23 protein-coding genes and 1 pseudogene are annotated in these 16,742 nt (G+C 45.4%); 6 read left to right on the top strand and 18 right to left on the bottom strand.

The window, feature by feature from the left end; translation table 11 throughout:
* Positions 1–6: 6 nt before the first annotated feature.
* A complete protein-coding gene (locus PG915_RS24210; RefSeq protein WP_353500376.1) occupies positions 7–1,404 on the bottom strand; it encodes an AAA family ATPase in 1,398 nt (465 codons plus the stop codon).
* 168 nt (positions 1,405–1,572) lie between these two features.
* A complete protein-coding gene (locus tag PG915_RS24205; protein WP_353500375.1) occupies positions 1,573–2,415 on the bottom strand; it encodes a single-stranded DNA-binding protein in 843 nt (280 codons plus the stop codon).
* Between the two features lie 290 nt (positions 2,416–2,705).
* Here PG915_RS24205 and PG915_RS24200 point away from each other — a divergent pair, with 290 nt between their 5' ends.
* Positions 2,706–4,142, top strand: coding sequence for an IS1182 family transposase (locus PG915_RS24200; RefSeq protein ID WP_353500429.1), 1,437 nt, complete (start codon positions 2,706–2,708; stop codon positions 4,140–4,142).
* A gap of 113 nt (positions 4,143–4,255) precedes the next feature.
* Here the strand turns inward: PG915_RS24200 and radC are convergent, their stop codons facing one another.
* From radC to PG915_RS24125, 15 genes are all read right to left on the bottom strand, one after another.
* Positions 4,256–4,780: a RadC family protein gene (gene radC / locus PG915_RS24195; RefSeq protein WP_353500374.1), complete on the bottom strand. Its 525-nt coding sequence runs from the start codon at positions 4,778–4,780 to the stop codon at positions 4,256–4,258.
* A gap of 72 nt (positions 4,781–4,852) precedes the next feature.
* A complete protein-coding gene (locus tag PG915_RS24190; protein ID WP_353500373.1) occupies positions 4,853–5,134 on the bottom strand; it encodes a hypothetical protein in 282 nt (93 codons plus the stop codon).
* 9 nt (positions 5,135–5,143) lie between these two features.
* Positions 5,144–5,578 carry a hypothetical protein gene (locus PG915_RS24185; RefSeq protein ID WP_353500372.1) on the bottom strand — a complete coding sequence of 145 codons (435 nt, stop codon included), beginning with the start codon at positions 5,576–5,578 and terminating at the stop codon, positions 5,144–5,146.
* Between the two features lie 9 nt (positions 5,579–5,587).
* Entirely contained in the window at positions 5,588–6,169 is a 582-nt protein-coding gene (locus PG915_RS24180; RefSeq protein WP_353500371.1) for a hypothetical protein, read from the bottom strand.
* 33 nt (positions 6,170–6,202) lie between these two features.
* The gene (locus PG915_RS24175; protein WP_353500370.1) at positions 6,203–6,505 is read right to left on the bottom strand and encodes a hypothetical protein; all 303 of its coding nucleotides are present in this window, start codon (positions 6,503–6,505) and stop codon (positions 6,203–6,205) included.
* Between the two features lie 91 nt (positions 6,506–6,596).
* Positions 6,597–6,842 (bottom strand): hypothetical protein, encoded by a 246-nt coding sequence (locus PG915_RS24170; protein WP_353500369.1) that lies wholly within the window; start codon positions 6,840–6,842, stop codon positions 6,597–6,599.
* Positions 6,835–7,386 (bottom strand): hypothetical protein, encoded by a 552-nt coding sequence (locus PG915_RS24165; protein ID WP_353500368.1) that lies wholly within the window; start codon positions 7,384–7,386, stop codon positions 6,835–6,837. Before PG915_RS24165 ends, PG915_RS24170 begins: the two co-directional genes overlap by 8 nt.
* A gap of 71 nt (positions 7,387–7,457) precedes the next feature.
* A complete protein-coding gene (locus PG915_RS24160; protein WP_353500367.1) occupies positions 7,458–8,006 on the bottom strand; it encodes a hypothetical protein in 549 nt (182 codons plus the stop codon).
* Positions 7,996–8,604 carry a hypothetical protein gene (locus PG915_RS24155; protein WP_353500366.1) on the bottom strand — a complete coding sequence of 203 codons (609 nt, stop codon included), beginning with the start codon at positions 8,602–8,604 and terminating at the stop codon, positions 7,996–7,998. The genes PG915_RS24160 and PG915_RS24155 overlap by 11 nt, the downstream gene beginning before the upstream one ends.
* Positions 8,605–8,615: 11 nt before the next feature.
* Positions 8,616–8,864, bottom strand: a complete 249-nt coding sequence (locus tag PG915_RS24150; protein ID WP_353500365.1) for a hypothetical protein — start codon at positions 8,862–8,864, stop codon at positions 8,616–8,618.
* A 10-nt stretch (positions 8,865–8,874) separates the two neighbouring features.
* Positions 8,875–9,213 (bottom strand): hypothetical protein, encoded by a 339-nt coding sequence (locus tag PG915_RS24145; RefSeq protein ID WP_353500364.1) that lies wholly within the window; start codon positions 9,211–9,213, stop codon positions 8,875–8,877.
* A gap of 1 nt (position 9,214) precedes the next feature.
* The gene (locus tag PG915_RS24140) at positions 9,215–9,487 is read right to left on the bottom strand and encodes a hypothetical protein (RefSeq protein ID WP_353500363.1); all 273 of its coding nucleotides are present in this window, start codon (positions 9,485–9,487) and stop codon (positions 9,215–9,217) included.
* A gap of 251 nt (positions 9,488–9,738) precedes the next feature.
* Positions 9,739–11,472 (bottom strand): hypothetical protein, encoded by a 1,734-nt coding sequence (locus PG915_RS24135; protein WP_353500362.1) that lies wholly within the window; start codon positions 11,470–11,472, stop codon positions 9,739–9,741.
* A gap of 125 nt (positions 11,473–11,597) precedes the next feature.
* Positions 11,598–11,861, bottom strand: a complete 264-nt coding sequence (locus PG915_RS24130) for a hypothetical protein (protein WP_353500361.1) — start codon at positions 11,859–11,861, stop codon at positions 11,598–11,600.
* An 11-nt stretch (positions 11,862–11,872) separates the two neighbouring features.
* The gene (locus tag PG915_RS24125; RefSeq protein ID WP_353500360.1) at positions 11,873–12,169 is read right to left on the bottom strand and encodes a hypothetical protein; all 297 of its coding nucleotides are present in this window, start codon (positions 12,167–12,169) and stop codon (positions 11,873–11,875) included.
* A 363-nt stretch (positions 12,170–12,532) separates the two neighbouring features.
* On the opposite strand from PG915_RS24125, the gene PG915_RS24120 reads away from it, so the two are divergent.
* From PG915_RS24120 to PG915_RS24105, 4 genes are all read left to right on the top strand, one after another.
* Positions 12,533–12,904: a hypothetical protein gene (locus PG915_RS24120; protein ID WP_353500359.1), complete on the top strand. Its 372-nt coding sequence runs from the start codon at positions 12,533–12,535 to the stop codon at positions 12,902–12,904.
* A gap of 5 nt (positions 12,905–12,909) precedes the next feature.
* Entirely contained in the window at positions 12,910–13,299 is a 390-nt protein-coding gene (locus PG915_RS24115; protein ID WP_353500358.1) for a hypothetical protein, read from the top strand.
* Position 13,300: 1 nt separating this feature from the next.
* Positions 13,301–13,945 carry a hypothetical protein gene (locus PG915_RS24110; RefSeq protein ID WP_353500357.1) on the top strand — a complete coding sequence of 215 codons (645 nt, stop codon included), beginning with the start codon at positions 13,301–13,303 and terminating at the stop codon, positions 13,943–13,945.
* Between the two features lie 232 nt (positions 13,946–14,177).
* Positions 14,178–14,645 carry a hypothetical protein gene (locus tag PG915_RS24105; protein ID WP_353500356.1) on the top strand — a complete coding sequence of 156 codons (468 nt, stop codon included), beginning with the start codon at positions 14,178–14,180 and terminating at the stop codon, positions 14,643–14,645.
* Positions 14,646–14,691: 46 nt separating this feature from the next.
* On the opposite strand, the gene PG915_RS24100 is transcribed toward PG915_RS24105, so the two are convergent.
* Entirely contained in the window at positions 14,692–15,486 is a 795-nt protein-coding gene (locus PG915_RS24100) for a hypothetical protein (RefSeq protein WP_353500355.1), read from the bottom strand.
* A gap of 588 nt (positions 15,487–16,074) precedes the next feature.
* Between PG915_RS24100 and PG915_RS24095 the strand changes: the two are divergent.
* Positions 16,075–16,249: pseudogene (locus PG915_RS24095) on the top strand (IS1634 family transposase); the annotation flags it as partial.
* Positions 16,250–16,742: the final 493 nt, after the last annotated feature.

Below are 16,742 nucleotides of genomic sequence, written 5' to 3'. Positions count from 1 at the left end.
AAGTAGTTAAGCGCCGGAGTTTAGGATCTGGTCGTTGGTAAAGACCTTATTCTCTGTATACGAGTAACCCGCTTGCTGCTTGCTTTTTAAGCGTTTAGAAGCCTCTTTTTGCGCTTCTTGATTACTACCTAGCACTTTGGTGTAGAGACGCAGTTTTGCTGCTTTGGTTGCGCCAGCAACGGTGTAGAGCGTGCCGTCTTCCACGACCCAACCCCAGACCTTGTCTGAAGACGAATCGGTGAAGCGATACATCTCAAATACAAACGACGATACATCAACTTCATCGCTACCTTGTTGGCTAGAGCCGTTAGCGGACGGAGCGCCAGAACGCTGCTTCGTCTTCAAGTCGTCATACCATCCGAATGGTTCATCTAAAAAATGACCATCGGCTGAGTTGAAGACCTGGTTCAAGACGATCTCTATATCGGCTTTTTCTTTGGCGGTAACACCATTGAGAAAACACAAATCTAGAGTCAAACGTGGTGGTTGCTTGCCGTAACAGCAGATGTAGTACACCCACTTCATCAATGCGCGTGTTGAAAACGCAACTGATATAGAGGATTTCTGCTGTCCTTTCCTATCTGAACCCAACATGGCATCTCTCATTGCATTAGCAAATTTGAGTAATAGCTTGACGCTGTGTCGGTGTCCCTTCTTCAAGTGAGGAAAAGCTAAGTATATGGCTTTCTCTTCATCAGCAGGTTTTAGGTAATCAAAGGGCACCAAGTACGCTCGATTTCGAAACGGCGTAGACCAGCGCTGTGTCGCTGGATACAATCCAGAAATATCACCACAGCCTGCGGTATTGCCGAGCGTGACGAAGCGATAGTTCTTATGAGGAGTAATCGTCTCCCCCGTATCTTCAATTAGCCAAGACTTGCCCATTTCACTGGGTAAGTGGAGCTTAGCGATGAAGTCTTTCGAGCCTGTATCCGCTTCATCCAGAAGTACAACGCCACCATGTTTCATGCAGTGTGCTACTGGACCAAGGACATAGATGGTTTCACCATCTTTGAGTACCCATCGTCCCTGCATGGCTTCTGGTCTTAAAGATGGATTGACGCTGACAATCGCCAACGGCCAGTTCATCTTGTCGCAAAACCAAGTCCAAAATTCAGTCTTACCAGACCCAGTGGGTCCGTATCCGTGAAAAAAGGCCGGGCGCATAGGGCTACAAAACCACATTAGAGCGTTTTTTAAAATCTCTAGATCTGGGATGTAGGTTGGTGAACCAGTAGGCACACCGGCGCATCGGTGTTTTGGTCGTTCAATTACGATGCTATTGTTGGGGCTGATGATGCCCTTAAAGATGTCACGTGCGTAAACGCGTTCCATTTCGTCATAATCGACTGTGTTTTCAGCAGGCGTAGTTGTGCCAGCCGCTTGATCGACTTGCATAGTCATAGGGTTTGCCTCTTATTAATTAGGAGTTGAGCGTTGCTCAGTGTTTAGGAAGATGCTTTGCCTTGCGGCTAAGCTTTCTTGCATGTCGGGTTATCTTTCGGCCTCTTTGGCCGCGAGAAATACGCAAAAGACGCTGAACGCGTCTTTTGGCTTCGGATGATTGATTGGTCATTGTTCAAACTGTCCTTGGTTGTATTGACTAGGACGGCTAGCGGGCTGTTGCGAACGCAACTGACCTGCTGGAGAACGGTTATTTGCGCCACTTTGTTGTGGAACATTTTGTGAGCCAGTTGGATTTTGTTGAACTGGTGTGTGACCTTGACCTTGCTTCATTGCTTCCATTTCGGTCTTCTTCACATGATGAAGAACGCGAGAAAACTTGAAGTCGTATGACATTGCCTGGTTTTGGTTTTTGTCTTCGAATGGGCGAGTTTTGAGTTCACAATCAACGATGAGTGCGTCGCCTTTTTGAGGCAGCGTTTTCATTTGTGAACCGTTGATAGTGATCCTTGCCCAGACAGGGTCTGCATCTTGCCAGTTACCACTTTCATCCTTGAAAGAACGATTGAGCGCGATAGTGACAGTGCTCCAAGCACCGCTATTACCGTTTTTTTGCTCAACATTTCCGACGTTCCCGCCGAGTGTGAACTTGTTAGAGCTGATGCGATACCACGGAGCGTCAGAGGTATTACTCACCATTTCGGATGGGATGTAGGTATCAATGGAATACACAAATAGGCTGTTTTGCTTAAATGTAGAACTATTGTTACCTTGGACGTCATAACTCTCATATCTTACGTTGGCGATGATAAAATCACCTTGCTTGAGAGTATCGTGTGTACTTTCGGTGTCTGGCACGTAAAGCATCATTTGACACGATATGACTTTTTCATCGCCTCCACTCCAGTAGTAGTTGTCGTTGCGTATCTCGACGAACTTACCACCTTGTTGTGGATGGATGTTTGTGATCAAACCAGAAATCTGGCCGCTGTTTACTTTGATTGAACGCATAGGATTTACCTTTTTTGCATTTAGCCCATGTCACGATGTGATTAAGGACTGAGTTATTCCCGAAAGGGAGAGGAGTGCACCATCGTTACCGAAGGCGACCGTGTTGGCAGCACGGTAACTGTTTGAGTGATTTGTAGACGCAATAGCGCCAGTTCCAAATTACTCAAGAGGTGTTGTGAGAATAGAGTTTGAGAAATGCTTGATGCTCGATTAAGCAGCCAAAAAGGTGTACTGAACCGATGCAGAGACAATACGGCATGCAAAAAGCACTCCCTTAGGAGTGCTTCAGACTGCTTCAAGAACCTTCTCCACAGCAGTACGAACTCGAAATGGTCACGATGGAACAGCTCGTTCCACAGAATCACCTTGTTCGTAAAATTGATAATGCCATCGACTTCGAATTCATCAGAGACGAAGTGGCGCACCTATACTGCAAAGATAACGGCCGCCCGCCCGTAGACCCTGTCCGTTTATTCAAAATCATTTTGCTTGGCTACCTATTCGGCATCAAAAGTGAGCGCCAACTGGTCAAAGAAATTGAAGTGAACGTCGCCTATCGTTGGTTCTTACGAATGTCACTGACCGAAAAAGTAATCCATGCTTCGACGTTAAGCCAGAATCGAATTCGACGCTTCAATGGTACTGACGTCTTTGAACGCATCTTCAACAACATAGTGCTTCAGGCTATGGAAAAAGGCTTAGTCGCAGGACAAGAGCTCTTCACTGACAGTACACACCTTAAAGCCAATGCTAACAAGAACAAGCACATGAATCGTCTGCGCCCAGTTAGTGCAGGCGCTTATCTTGATATGCTAAATGAAGATGTGGCCGCAGACCGAGAAACCGAAGGTAAAAAGCCATTCAAAGAGACTCCACCAAAGACAGACATCAAAAACACCAAAGTCAGCACCACCGACCCTGAAAGTGGCTTCATGACGCGAGACAATAAGCCTCAAGGCTTCTTCTATCTTGACCACCGAACCGTGGATGGCAAGCACGGTATCATCGTAGACACATACGCAACACCGGGGAATGTGAATGACTCACAGCCCTATATCCGTCGTCTCGACCACACACTAGAGCAGTTCAACCTCAACCCCATCGCAGTTGGTATCGATGCAGGTTACTTCACAGCACCTGTTGCTGAATCACTTGAGCGCCGCAGTCTATTAGGTGTGTTCGGATATCGCCGCCCATCAAGAACTAAGAACAAATTTAAGAAGAAAGACTTCAAATACCAAAAAGAGACCGATACCTATCGCTGTCCAGAAGGGCAGGAACTTATCTATAAAACCACAACACGCGCAGGCTATCGCTCATACTCTTCTGACCCAAAGCAATGTGCGTTTTGCCCCGTTCGGGACGACTGTACTAAGAGCGAAAATATGCAGAAGGTCATAACGCGTCACCTCTATAGTGAGGCGGTGGAGCGAGCCAATCAAATGCGACTCTCTTGCTACGGAAAAAAGACGTATCGGAGGCGAAGTGAAACGGTAGAACGAAGCTTCGCCGATGCAAAACAACACCATGGCCACCGTTACGCGCGCTACCGCGGTCTCGCAAAAGTGCAAATGCAATGTTGGTTAGCCGCTGCCGCTCAAAACATCAAGAAGATAGCGTTGGTGGTAAGCTATCTGCGAAAAATGGGCTTAAATACAGCTCAAATAAGGCAAATACTGACCTCTGTATGCCGATTTAAGCCCTACTTATTTCAGAGCGCTATCTAACAAAAAATATCGCGATCGCGGCCTACGGCCGCTCAGAAAAAAGAACCCCGCTTGAAAAAGCGGGGTTCGTCAGCAATCTGAAGCACTCCCTTAGGAGTGCTTGGATAATGGGGTTAAAGAAAACCACGCTCTGCAAAAGAGCAGGTATTACTGCCCGCGACCACTATGTGGTCGGTAAGCTTTATATCTACGGTTTCTAACGCATCTGCTATTTTTCGAGTGACGCGACGATCTGCGTTGCTCGGTTCACAGCTGTGTTGTGAGGGGTGATTATGCGCCAGTACACAGGAAGCTGTGTTTAGCTCCAGTGCCCTTTTCACTATCTCTCTCGGATAGACAGATGCAGCATCTATCGTGCCTTTAAACATAACTTCTGATTTGATAAGCCTAAGTGCGCTATCAAAAAATAACACCAACATGTGTTCCCGCTCTTTGCAAGAAAGATGGGTGCAGATGTATGTTTTCATAAGCTCAGGGCTGGTGAGCGGCCCGCTTTCGCGGATTTGCCCTTCCAGTAGTTCTTTTGCGAGCTCTAGTTTGATTTCATCAGGGATTGCCTTGCGGTAATCGTCCAAACAAGCCTCGCGCAAATCATAGGCACCGCAAAGCGGCGCCTGGGTTCTGACGTATAAATTCATAGCAACTCCTAAGACGAATAACGTCTCGCTGGTTAAGCGAAGACGCCAATCGTCATTGGTTGGTGTTTGAGGTTATTTGAAGATCTTGATGTCGGGATTTGACAGTTCTTCAAATACGGGTTTTGGGAGGTAGGCATAACGCATGCCTCGAGGTAGTGACTCACTGTCGTATGTGGTGCTACGCCATAGGCTGACGATATACGCGGGCTTGCCATCGGTTCCTGTTTCGATAAATGACGCCAAGAGTCCGTTGTTACGCAGCGAAAGGTGAGCTGCGGTCATGGCAGACATCTCGATATCATCTTCATCACCGCGCAGCTTGGCTGCAGCTTTAATGATTTTGACCATTTCCATGGGCAACTCCTATTCACTGGTAATGTCCGCTTTGTTCACATACGCCTGCCCGTAAGCAGTTAAGAACTTATCCCCACGACCTAACACTGCAGGAATGGAGGCATTCAGCGAGTTCATGGTTTTGACATCAAGCGTCGCACTGCGCCATGGGTATTTTCTTCCACGGCGTTGCTTCGTTGTTACCTCCGCAGTTCGATATAACATGATCCTGCGCTTGCCAACGGTTAACCAGATGCGGTCAATTACCACATCCGTTACACCACGATGTCCTATCCGTATTTTGCGGGGCTTTTTGAGCATTGCTTTCGCGGTCACTTTCGCGGCCATATACGTAATAGTGATAAAGGACAAGGTCGCCCAAATCCCGTGTGCTTGATAAACGCCGACGATGGCGGTACCGACAATCAGCACGCTGATTGCGATGATTAGTGAAAAAGTATTCATAAATAGTCCTTAGGCGTTAGCGCCTAGCCAGTTCACGTAGAGATGCTTGAAGTACCCATAGCCGATACCGACAAGGTAATCGTCTAAAAAGTCAGTGGGATGCTTCTCTTCTCCGCTGATCGCGCTGTGATGTTGCCCATCGACTTCATACACTAACTCTTCAATGTCGAATTGGTCGTAATAGTCGCTCATAGCGCTGTTGTATTGACTGAGTAAATCACCATCGTCCAATGCATCTAAGAGCGGCACGCCCAAATCTGGGTTGAAGTGCAACATAGACAGGTCGAAATACAGTCGATTGTTGTTTACTTCTGCGATAACGGCGTAAGTCGGTAACGCTGGCGTATCGAAGTAGTAAATGGAGCTTTTCACTCCGGCGTGAGAGAGGAACTCTTGAATCGCCGAGGTAAAGAGCAGTGGGTCTTCCTTTGCGAATTGCTCAAAATCGGTTGGCAGTGTTCTCACTGCGTAGCCGTTATCGATTGCGCTTAGGAATTCTGCTACAAACGCTAGGTTCTCAGGTTTTCTGGGAGCCGCGAATGAGTAGGGATTTCTAATAAAATCCTCTACATTGCATAGAATGGGTTCCATCGTTGACCTCCTAGGTCTTGGATTTTTGGGTGGTTACCAAAGCTCGAAGTGGTCGAACAGTGACACTTGGGTGTCGCTGTTGATCTCTTTCAAGAGCGCGCCAATTTCCTTTTTCTGGAAGATATTGACTTCGGCGTATTGCACCAGGCACCACGCTTCATCACGTTCGTGCTGGCAGTCAGCGCTCAATGAGCGATAGAGAAGTTCAAAGGTGCCAACTTTGCCGTCGTTGCGCTTTTGTGGGTTACAGCGATAAAGTGCTAGAAAGTTTCTCTCCTTGCCTTGGGCAAGTAGCGATCCTTCGAAGCAATCGGTGTAGTCAATGACGTCTTTCATATCAGATCCTTAGCCCACCCAAAGGTGAGCTTTGGGTAGTTAACGATCTGGCGTCAGAGGTGGGATCTGTCACCAGTCCAGCAGATGCTGGCTATGGTTTGGGGTTGAGGTGAAGGTTAAGCTTTTCCTTAGAAGGAAGAGGCTGTGAATCAATTGTGATAGGCCGTTTGACATATCGCTCCAAGATCATTTCGAGATTGACTCTCGCGTGACAAACACCGGTATATTGAGCAGCGTATTGCACTGCGTACTCAGGTCGTTGTGTTTGCCATTGCTGCAGTTTAGTCTCGAGCTCTTTTAGCTCATCCACCAGCGCGAACAGGTCTTGTTCAATCATAGAAAAACCCCTGATGCGGACAGCTGGTCGATGGCAGGCATGCATCGTAAGAACGACGATTTCGTGCAATCTTTAATGGATGTTTAGGCACATACTCATGACGAGTCAACCGACCAGAGCTTTCATGACAATTGACTGATGCAGTGACACCATCGATAACGATATCGGCCGCGAACGTGTGAAACCCATGAACTTCTTTATCCTCAAGTAAGGCTTCAATCGCGGTTTCGCTCCAATGTAATTGGCAAACATACACGACGCCTTTTGCATCCATCAGGTAATGGCCACAATCTGGGCTCATCAGGATCCCAATGGTAGTGAGCTCATCATCGGAGAGTGTCGCGAGATGACCACTCTTGAGGTTCGTTAGCGAAAGCCAATGAAACACGTTGATGATACCTTGATCGGTGGTGAAGTTTCCGTAGCCATCGTAATAGGTGGCATGGGCGTGGTTGCCGGTACTTTTGAGCAGAAAGACATCGCACGTATCTTGAGCGCGAATAGATTCATTAGTATCGGTTGTTAGAAACGAAAAAAATCCCATGTTGTACTCCCTTTAGAGTGAAAGGGTCACCCCGCAGGGGTGTGAGCCCTGGTGGGTGTTAAGGGTGGTGGTTAGAGGGTTACGATTTCTCGAAACCATCTCACGACAAGCGCCGTGTAGAACCATTTGGAAAAGTAGCACTCGTCTGTAATGACTGAACCATCAAGCGCACTGTAGCGTTGTTCTCCTTCAGTAAATGCCAATACATTAGTGGCAAACAGCTCTTCTTCACTCACCATCATTTGATGAAACCAACACGGAGGTGTGGTTTTGATGATGCATGGAAGAGGGTGGTTTTGTTTGCGAATCCCTTCCCGGTCAATGACGGTAAAGGTTTCACCAGATTTAGGCGTTGCGGTTTTCAGGCTAATGACAAATGCGCTATTCACCATGTGGAGGGTGCATTTGTAGCGTAAGCAGTTGAAAAGGTGTGTAACGCCGATTGCTAGCTCAGTTTCTGAGCCAGAAAAGCCATGCAATACATCACCTTCGGTTGAGATGACGTTTTGAATAAGCTCATTTAGAAAAACTCGAGAGTCTTCCTCATGCTCCAGCAAAGGCTGTATGTGCACAAACCCAAAAGGGTTGCGGACAAAGCTCTCAAAAGCATCAATGTCCATTGAGTACCTCCAAGATTTTCCCGTGCTCTGCAGGGACATCGCCCAACAGTACATCGACTGCGCTGTTTACCCATAGAGTGAAGATGCCGGTGCAAAACCACGACTCATAATAGGTTTTTGAGATCTTCGAACCATCCAGTGCTGAGTAACGAAAGTCGTCATCAACAAAGTACAGTTCCGGTCTATTGAGCTCATTGAGTAGGGATTCGTGAAGCGCATGGAAGTTTTTCTCCAGTAATGCACTTTCTTGAACCTTTCTCCATCCGTCTTTGGCATGGATTGCGGGATAGGAGTTTGCTGAGCAAATTTGCTGACTATCGAACCAGTATTGCAGTACAGCGCCATCAAGCTCTGCGTCAATCAATACGCCATATCCAAGGCATTCATGGTAAAACACCTCCACCTGTTGACGTGTGACCGTGAAACAGCGATAAATTGCTAGCGCCATCCAGGCAAAGTCATCAGGGTAGGGAAACGCATAGAAGCCTTCGTTTTGTTCAATAATGGCGAGGTTACTCTCCAAATATTGCTTAAAGTCCGCTGCGTTTTGAATATGGTTAAAAGACTCTGGATTTCTTATGAAGGTATCGAGCAACATAATGATCCCTCCTATGCATCCAAATAGCTCGTATCGTTATAGAAACAAGCACGATGGGTTGCGAATGCGCCGTAAAGTATAAATACGAATACTCTGACAACATCAAATGGGTGGCTAAATGTTTCTCCAAAGAGAAGACCTTCTACACAAGCCGACAAGAGGTCGGTGAATAGGAACCACTTTAAAACGTTCAGAGCGATTTCTTTTGTAGTTGCCAACGGGTCGAAGGCAACAGCAGTTAAGTAATGAATTGCAAACATGTCAGCCTCCTTATGAGTATTTCATGATGCGTTTCATCATTAGTTGGAATGTGTCTGTTTCGATGAGGTACATTGATACGAGTTCACCGTCAGAAAGACCATGCTCGAACGCAATGTCTCGTGTTACCGCTAAGGTATCGCGTGGCAGTACTTCAGCAGTATTTAGCACGTTGACTAACGTTGAACGTTGCGTGATTTTGTCAGAGAGGATCATCTCCCCTTCAACACCTCTTGCAAACACAGTGTTTTCACCGTCGACTATCTGGATTCGACCGTTAATGGGTTGTCCAATATGCGATCCGTAATAGGATTGCTCAACAGGTGACATTTCTTTGGTTTCTAATTGCATGTTAGCCTCCGAAAGACCAGTTAATCAGCCCTTTTTCTACACATTTGAGTGCGAATTGGCGCTTTTGCACTTGGTCTTTTGCTGTGAAAGATTCAAGAAAATCCTTGCTACCACGTTGCTCAAGAACGGTGACGATTTTGTCCAATTCTTGATTGATCTTTGGCTCGATGACGGTTGTCACGCAGTGTGAACAGGTGCCATAGCCATCGTCATGCGTGGTTTCTTGAATGCCATTGAATAAGCTGCCGCAGCAGCTGCAAGTTAAAGGGGTCATAGGGACCTCTGTTTTTTACTAAACGTAAGTGGTTATTGCCTGAAACAGGCGGCGGCGCTCTAGTGATAGAACGGTCGTTTTGGCAGCACGACAACTGGGTAGAACTGTTGTAGCCACAAATGTGGCGATCCAACTGTTCTGGTGGATGAGGTGAGTGTAGTGAGGCGAAGGGGAGAGAAACTGCATTTAAGCAGCCAAAATGGCATCCAAAAAAAAGCTCTGGCGAACCAGAGCGTAATTAGTCATAGATATTAAGAAGCCTGTGCTAGCGCTCCGAGGCTATACAAATGAGATGAATACTGATTGACGCGTTGAAGAATCGAAGTAGCGAGATGACAGTTTGCTTGTGTCGGTTTCTCGTTTCGATGCCCCATATGCTGTTCAATCCGGTATTCCTTGATGTAACCACCAGCGTTAAGAGCCCTACTACTTATGATGGGTTTTTGTTCGGAGCATGAGAGCGAATACAACAGCTCGCAATAGACGGGTGTTATGTGGAGCGTTGTGACCTCTTCGCTAGTGACACATTTAAATATCATGTCAGCTGAGTGCTGAAGTCGGTGAAAATAGCCGCCCACACAATGCCTCTGCTCGTTTCCAAGTGCGATGAGATCGTACTCGGTGCACATCTCCTCGCACTTCCCTTCAGTAAGCGAACTGAGTTCGATTTCTGATGAGAGCGATACGATGCTATGGTTTTGTTTAGTCTCCTTCATTGATTCCATGAAGCTCTTTGCGTGTTGTGACAGCTCTTTGAGCGGCAGTCTTTCCCAGTGAGCCAATTGTTTGGGTACAATTTCTCCTTGAGTTGGCCTACCTTGCCCAGCAATCATGCCGATCAATATTGGACAGTGATTCTCAAGCCAGGTCAGGTTTCTTACAAACATTCCCAATGTATTTCCAGAATTAACTTCGTGGCTACTAATTTCAGGATGTCGATAAGACAGTTCTCTATAACGAGTCCACATCTCAGCTGTCGAACCTGAGAAGTTAGACGCGCAAAGACGGACAAGCTGCCAATCATCGAAGTTTGGTATCGATAACGCTATTGGCAGGTTCATCGGAAAGTGCATTCTCATGTAAATTAGACGCTCTGCAATTTTTGCACGGTCGTATTCACTATGGTCTCGGCCAATTCGCTCAACGATGTTTCTCGGTCGTACCAGCTTTAGCTGGAAGAAGCACCGCGTTCTGCTTTTGTCGGCCATAGGGTCGTAAGCGACATGTCTTACACTCCAAGAACCACGTGGGCGAAGGCGTATGACTGTCGGCTCGACTTTTATCCCTAGTTTATGCAGTTCCTGTTTGGACATGACACTGAGAAGACGGCACTTTTTCTCATAACCAAACAAACCAACACAGCGCTTTACGCGCTCTTTAAGCCTAAGCTCCTCTTCTATGGATAGACAGTCTATTAGCCTGTCAATCTCGCCATCGCCTATCGGCAGCCCCAAATCTTTGGATTTGCTGAGTAAGCGGATAAAGCTATGGCTTGGCGTGCAGTAAGTCTGTACTTTAAGTTGTGGTCGATACAGAAATGACTCAAACGCTTTTGTATATACCAGCTCACCAGTATAGGTCACACCCACAGCGATTGAGTTGATATCGAAACCATTGACTAACTCGCACATATAGCGTGTGTTGACCGTCATGGTATTGATTAGCCCCTCACGTTTGACTCCATTGATGATGTAGCCGGTCTTGTAGATGCTTTCGACACCATAGCCATTTATCATGCGTTGATAGCTGAATACTTTAGAGTTGGCAAACTCACCATGAGGTTTGAATCGCCATACATCTAAATCGTTGTATGCTACTGGAATGTCGAGTCCGAGCAGCTCAATCACTTGTGCTGCGACTGCGCCACCAGCGTATCCGATAAGTTCATCGCCGTTATCGGGTCCCGTGTTAAAGCGACGCTCAAGGTGCGCGAGAACTTGTTTACCAAATTCTGGCTGATGGATTTGGTCGATAATCGTTTTCATGATTTTCTCCTAGATGTTGAGTAGTGTTGGCTTGCAAACAACAGGCGTTTCTCGCCTAAACAAAACGCAACAAAGCCGTGACAAGGTCACGGCTTATTAGTCAGGTGGGTAGGGATTAACAAAAATCAGTGATAGAAGAAGGCTTGCTTCTCTTCTCTTACCCATGACCAAAAGGATGATTCGGTATCGAAGTAGCGAATAAGACACTCGCAGTGCGGATACTTTTCAATGTCAAAGCCAAATGCGACTGTTCCATTTTTCAATAGAATGGCATGGCCAGCTTCAATCGTTTTCTCTAAGTCTTGATAGAGAGTGGAATGAAGCAGCGGTTTAGACGATTCAGGTAGCTGGTGGCTAATATGGCCAACCGATGCTTTTCGTAAGTTCATACTTTGCCTCCCTAGCTTTTCAGAACTCGAGTTAGCTCACGCATGTTTCCCCTAAAAGATTGGCGCGAGGCGACGTTTGCGTTCTCCATACCGTGTATTAACTTCCCGGTCATATCGACCAATAAGTTGTAGGTATGAAGGGCTTCTGGATGGTTAACAACGATGGCTTTAATCGTTGTCCACATGACGGGGCATACATTCTTCTTCTTAGCTCTTTGCTCACGAAGAGCAATGAGTAAGTTCATCATGTCAGCTCCTTTTTGGCTGTCTAAATAGACAACCTTGGGTGTTTCATGTTGGTTAATCACAATGACCTCCTGGGTCGAAATGGGCACAGTGGTGTTCTGGGTGCCTGGTTATTGCTTGGATAAGCGAAGGGCTGTCAAAAGACAGACGCCGTTAGTAGTGGCGCAGCTAGATGAGTCATGAGACTCGGAAATTTCGACGTTGGCGGTAAGCGCATAGCGCGTAATAAGTCATTGCACTGAGGATATGAGAGAGAAAGTCAGGTCAACCGAAATAAGCAGCCAAAAGTTTGTATAAGCGCTTCCAAGCCACAGTGGATAGTGCTTTTGGATTGTTGTCGTACTGGAAAAGTTAATAATTTTAACTTTCACGACAAGTAGAACGCGCCTAACTTAACTATTGGATTAAATGCATATGGAGGGAAGATGGACTGTATTAGAAGGGCAAAGTTGGATTTAAGAGCAGAATTATCGAAAACGGTGTTCGGCGCTAGTCTTTGTGTTGGTTTTGCTTGTTCAGCTATTGTTCCACTGCCGGTCGAACCGTCTACGTTTGGCACCATCGGGACTGCAATAGCAAATACTGCCTATATTAGTGCTATATGTTGGCTTGTCTTGTTGTTCAATCTCTACTATTTGGCCGATATCAGCGCAGATGAACGTCTTGAGAGAGAGTTGAAGACGCAGGACAATGCCTACTTGAAGCGTTACTGTGACGATCCCTCAATCACTACTCGTGAGCGAAGTATTGCAAGGCGGATAGTCGAAAACCTCAAACCTATTGAGATGCCGGAATAAAGGCAATGATAGTCTTGATGCAGCATGAGTTGCTGACGATTGTCTCTCTTGTTATCTCAATCGTCTTTGGTGCCTTTTTCTCTTTTGTTGAGCCTGCACATGAAAAAGTTTCGCTATCTGATCATTGGAGCCAGCAACACCTGATCGGGAACCACTTCGTTGTGCCGCTGCATTGTCATGTACTGTGGCACCATATTGATAAGACTGGGTGTGCGCAAGGGTTGATGATCACGCCGCTTAGTCAATATGTACGTTATCAGTTCAAAGACTCGAACTTGGACTTTACCGAGATAGACGAGCTGTCATTTCGAACCCAGCTTTTGCGAGTATCACGAAAGGCGCACTTATATTGGTTCGGCGATCCGCGCGATTATTTTTCAAAGGTAGTAGGTTAGTATGTCTGGAAGATCTGACCGTCTTGAGACCATTGACGAGGATTTAGGTTTTCACATAGCCCTGTGGAATATGCTGATGTATGTGCCCGGAATGGTTCTGTGGGCGCCATTGCTATCTTTTGTACCTGCAGGGTTAGAGCGGTTTTTGTCCTTGTGCATACTGTACGCGATGATGAATGCTGCGATTTATTACACGCTCGGTTACTACCAGTTGTCTCAATGGAGCCATCGTGCACTGCGTATGATTAGTGTGTCAATGAGCCGAGCGGCAGGGCGAAAGCGAGAAAGACGCTTTGTTGTGATTATCACTGGCATTATTTTTGTTAGCACTTTGGCGTCGTACATTTTTAAGCAGGATGAGCCAGTATTCAGTTGGTATGGTAAGCACCGAAATTTTGATGTTTCAACAGGTACTGTCTATGCCATACCCAAGTTTGATGATGGTGAATGGCTTGAAATCTATTTATACCCAGACAGGGATGCCTATAACCTATATGGTCTTCCAAAAGATAGCGCGGCAGTACTTAAGCTTGCTCCAATCAACTTGGCTACCATCCAAGACGGCGAATTGTGGCATCTCATCAGCACAGCGAATACTGCATTTATTAAGGGTGATTTGCACACGCCTGGCTTCGTAATTCAATAATCATCAGTCGAACAGCAAGAGGCCGTTTGGTTACAGTCGCATATGTTTACACTGCTCAGATCTGCTCTATTTTTTTACGTCTGGCCAGCGCTTATTCCAGTTTTGTCATATCTCATTCTGATCATAGGCAAAGCGAGGCTACTAACTGCTTGCTGCTTTTTGGTGGCCGTAACTGGGTTCAATTTACTTCCTTGGATAGCGATTTGGTCTATTTAGACATTGAGAGGTGCATATGATTTGGACAGCAATTGAGCACGTTATTTTTGTTGGAGTCTTTCTTTACGCTGTTTACCTTTTATGGGGAGCATCATATACAGGTTGGATATGGCTGCTGGTACTAGCAATATTGGCTTATAGCCACATGGTTCCAACGCACTATCGTGATATTTCAAAGCAAGAGTATGCTTTTCTGCTGAGTTACGTTGAGAGAGCTCCTTTTCATCCAAGCTCACGCACAATAATTGCGAAAATTAAAGACGGCAAGATTGTCTCTAGGCGCATATTCATAGAAACGATTTCCGACCTCTCGTCATACATCAAGCTGAAAGAGCTTGCGGAGGAGCACCCTTATTTTGCGATTGACTCCGGTCTCGCTGCATACATAGATAGTGGAGACTACGAATTAGATGACGAGGATGAATACTTGTCCGAGTTTAAGCGCTACCAGAATCGACTTTGGCTTAAAGAAAACGCATTGTAACGAGTTGCAACGGGCTCCATATTGAATGCTTGCAATCAGTTTTGCGCTAAAGCTTTTCCCAAAACACACCATCCTTAGGCACAGGAAAATCCAATCTTATCCCTTGTTTTTCGTAGCTGTCGTAGCGCTCCTCTCGACCTGGCTGAGTAACAAATATCTCAATTGGGTCGAGGGTGATTATAAAACCTAGCTTCATCTGAATTGATTTTGAGGTTTCATCAAGATACAGCCTACAGCGGTACTGAGTTCCTGTAGCTGTTCGGTAGACGATTTTTTCTGGCGGCAGTTTTAACAGGTTACCGATTTCCATGTAGTCAGCCTGCAGCTGTACACTTTTGAGTGTGGTGACTACCGCAGCTGAATCAACACCTAGGGCTCTTAGCGTCGCTGCGTATTGCTTGAGCTGACCCTGTGATTCTGTGATTGTATCGTCAGACAGATTTTCAGTTATCACACGTGTAAGCACCAGAGTAGGAACCTTAAGCGGACTTTCAGAAGAGTAAGCATCGCTTTGATTCACTCGTAGCTTTCGGGCGGAGTCGAAAAAGTGACCGCAGCGGTGACTCAGTTTTTCAGTTTCAGCCGCTTGTTGATATAAGGCGCTGATGGCCTCATTTTCTCTCTGAAGGCGCTCGAATAACTCTCTTTTCCCAGAACAATGACCAACCCAGCGGATAAACCGCGGCTTGCTGTGTTTGTTCGTCTCAGGGTCAAAGTCATAGCGTGGATAGCAGTGTAGACCGAAGGACTGCTGCTCGACGCATACTGAAGTTACGTAATTGAGAAAGTTTTGTTCTTTCTGATAGTACTCTGTCCAAAGTTGTTTTAATGCTTCTTCCATAGCTTTATCTGTCAGTGATTCACGGTAGACATATTATAATAGTTTTTTGTGTTATTACAGCTGGGTATGGCAATATAGTATGGCGTTCTAATATTGTGATGCAAGTAACTGAATTAATAAGGGTTAACTCTTATTTCGAAATAACCTTATTGTATTTTATAAAATACTTCTGTGCTTGCTTTGAATTTGCATTGATAGCTACCAGTTTTTTATTCGGTTTTAGTCTGATGTAAAAAGTTTGTAACTTTTTACTCTAAGGAGGAGATATGACTACCAAACAAATTGAAAGAACCGTCAAGCTAACAGCGAATGATCCAAGACTTACGTGGGTAGGAAAGAACGTGAGTGAGTCAGCCATTAAGTAATTAGCTTGAAACTGGGCTGCGATGATTGCAGGTGACATAGGGCTTGTATCTAGCAGTAAAACCCCGAAGAAATCTTACTGAAGAATGTTCCCGCCGAACTATCTGCTATTGAAAGTGAGCTTAGGGAACAAATAAACATCGAATCTTTCAAAGAGTTTGAATGTGCAATCAATGATTTAACAACCGAAATTTTAAATCTCAAAAGAGATGCGTTACGGGCGTTCCTAGCATGGTGAAGAACATGATGACAACCAAACCGACGGCTCGTGGTGAATTCTTAAATTTTTAAGTTATCGAAACACTCGATTGGCGGTCAGAACTTCATTACGGGTGCTCAAGAGCATCAGTTTTGGCTGCTAAAGCTTCTTGGCGCGCTGTATGAAGCGGTTTATTTCTAAATTGACTGCGGAATATCGGAAATAAAACTGAGCGTTGAGCAATATTTGGCCGTTTTAATTCCACATAGTTTAGGTGGTTTTTGTGGTTGTATTGATTTGTTTATTACTTATTTTTGGATGGACTACAAAAAAATATACAGATGATATGTAAGTGACGGTTCTATTTTTAATAATTTTGTAAGCATTTAGTAACATTCATTATTCTATCGACAAAGTCGTATGCTATTTTTGTGGCGCGGTTCAAAATTTATCTCTAATAAGTTACTGATTCTGAATAACAAATGTGTTAGCTAAATTGAACGGATGCGGGATGTTTCTTCCAACATCATGTATACGTAAATTCTACTCATAAGATTTGATTGCTTTTTCTCGTCGCGTTCTCTTTAAATGAATTAAAAAACAACGGCTTAAAATGATTCTTTTGTAATATTTTGCTCTTGCTTTATAGTTAAATTACTCAGTTACTTTGTTCCGAAGATGTGTTTAAGGTGCA

Source organism: Vibrio sp. CB1-14 (assembly GCF_040412085.2).
Classification (GTDB): domain Bacteria; phylum Pseudomonadota; class Gammaproteobacteria; order Enterobacterales; family Vibrionaceae; genus Vibrio; species Vibrio chaetopteri.
The sequence above is the reverse complement of the archived record's forward strand: the minus strand, read 5'-3'. Positions and strand labels throughout refer to the sequence as shown.

What these genes read in the sequence shown, in the direction of transcription:
- PG915_RS24210 (WP_353500376.1), bottom strand. Translation starts at nt 1,404, where the DNA reads ATGACTATGCAAGTCGATCAAGCGGCTGGCACAACTACGCCTGCTGAA.
- PG915_RS24205 (WP_353500375.1), bottom strand. Translation starts at nt 2,415, where the DNA reads ATGCGTTCAATCAAAGTAAACAGCGGCCAGATTTCTGGTTTGATCACA.
- radC (WP_353500374.1), bottom strand. Translation starts at nt 4,780, where the DNA reads ATGAATTTATACGTCAGAACCCAGGCGCCGCTTTGCGGTGCCTATGAT.
- PG915_RS24190 (WP_353500373.1), bottom strand. Translation starts at nt 5,134, where the DNA reads ATGGAAATGGTCAAAATCATTAAAGCTGCAGCCAAGCTGCGCGGTGAT.
- PG915_RS24185 (WP_353500372.1), bottom strand. Translation starts at nt 5,578, where the DNA reads ATGAATACTTTTTCACTAATCATCGCAATCAGCGTGCTGATTGTCGGT.
- PG915_RS24180 (WP_353500371.1), bottom strand. Translation starts at nt 6,169, where the DNA reads ATGGAACCCATTCTATGCAATGTAGAGGATTTTATTAGAAATCCCTAC.
- PG915_RS24175 (WP_353500370.1), bottom strand. Translation starts at nt 6,505, where the DNA reads ATGAAAGACGTCATTGACTACACCGATTGCTTCGAAGGATCGCTACTT.
- PG915_RS24170 (WP_353500369.1), bottom strand. Translation starts at nt 6,842, where the DNA reads ATGATTGAACAAGACCTGTTCGCGCTGGTGGATGAGCTAAAAGAGCTC.
- PG915_RS24165 (WP_353500368.1), bottom strand. Translation starts at nt 7,386, where the DNA reads ATGGGATTTTTTTCGTTTCTAACAACCGATACTAATGAATCTATTCGC.
- PG915_RS24160 (WP_353500367.1), bottom strand. Translation starts at nt 8,006, where the DNA reads ATGGACATTGATGCTTTTGAGAGCTTTGTCCGCAACCCTTTTGGGTTT.
- PG915_RS24155 (WP_353500366.1), bottom strand. Translation starts at nt 8,604, where the DNA reads ATGTTGCTCGATACCTTCATAAGAAATCCAGAGTCTTTTAACCATATT.
- PG915_RS24150 (WP_353500365.1), bottom strand. Translation starts at nt 8,864, where the DNA reads ATGTTTGCAATTCATTACTTAACTGCTGTTGCCTTCGACCCGTTGGCA.
- PG915_RS24145 (WP_353500364.1), bottom strand. Translation starts at nt 9,213, where the DNA reads ATGCAATTAGAAACCAAAGAAATGTCACCTGTTGAGCAATCCTATTAC.
- PG915_RS24140 (WP_353500363.1), bottom strand. Translation starts at nt 9,487, where the DNA reads ATGACCCCTTTAACTTGCAGCTGCTGCGGCAGCTTATTCAATGGCATT.
- PG915_RS24135 (WP_353500362.1), bottom strand. Translation starts at nt 11,472, where the DNA reads ATGAAAACGATTATCGACCAAATCCATCAGCCAGAATTTGGTAAACAA.
- PG915_RS24130 (WP_353500361.1), bottom strand. Translation starts at nt 11,861, where the DNA reads ATGAACTTACGAAAAGCATCGGTTGGCCATATTAGCCACCAGCTACCT.
- PG915_RS24120 (WP_353500359.1), top strand. Translation starts at nt 12,533, where the DNA reads ATGGACTGTATTAGAAGGGCAAAGTTGGATTTAAGAGCAGAATTATCG.
- PG915_RS24115 (WP_353500358.1), top strand. Translation starts at nt 12,910, where the DNA reads ATGATAGTCTTGATGCAGCATGAGTTGCTGACGATTGTCTCTCTTGTT.
- PG915_RS24110 (WP_353500357.1), top strand. Translation starts at nt 13,301, where the DNA reads ATGTCTGGAAGATCTGACCGTCTTGAGACCATTGACGAGGATTTAGGT.
- PG915_RS24105 (WP_353500356.1), top strand. Translation starts at nt 14,178, where the DNA reads ATGATTTGGACAGCAATTGAGCACGTTATTTTTGTTGGAGTCTTTCTT.
- PG915_RS24100 (WP_353500355.1), bottom strand. Translation starts at nt 15,486, where the DNA reads ATGGAAGAAGCATTAAAACAACTTTGGACAGAGTACTATCAGAAAGAA.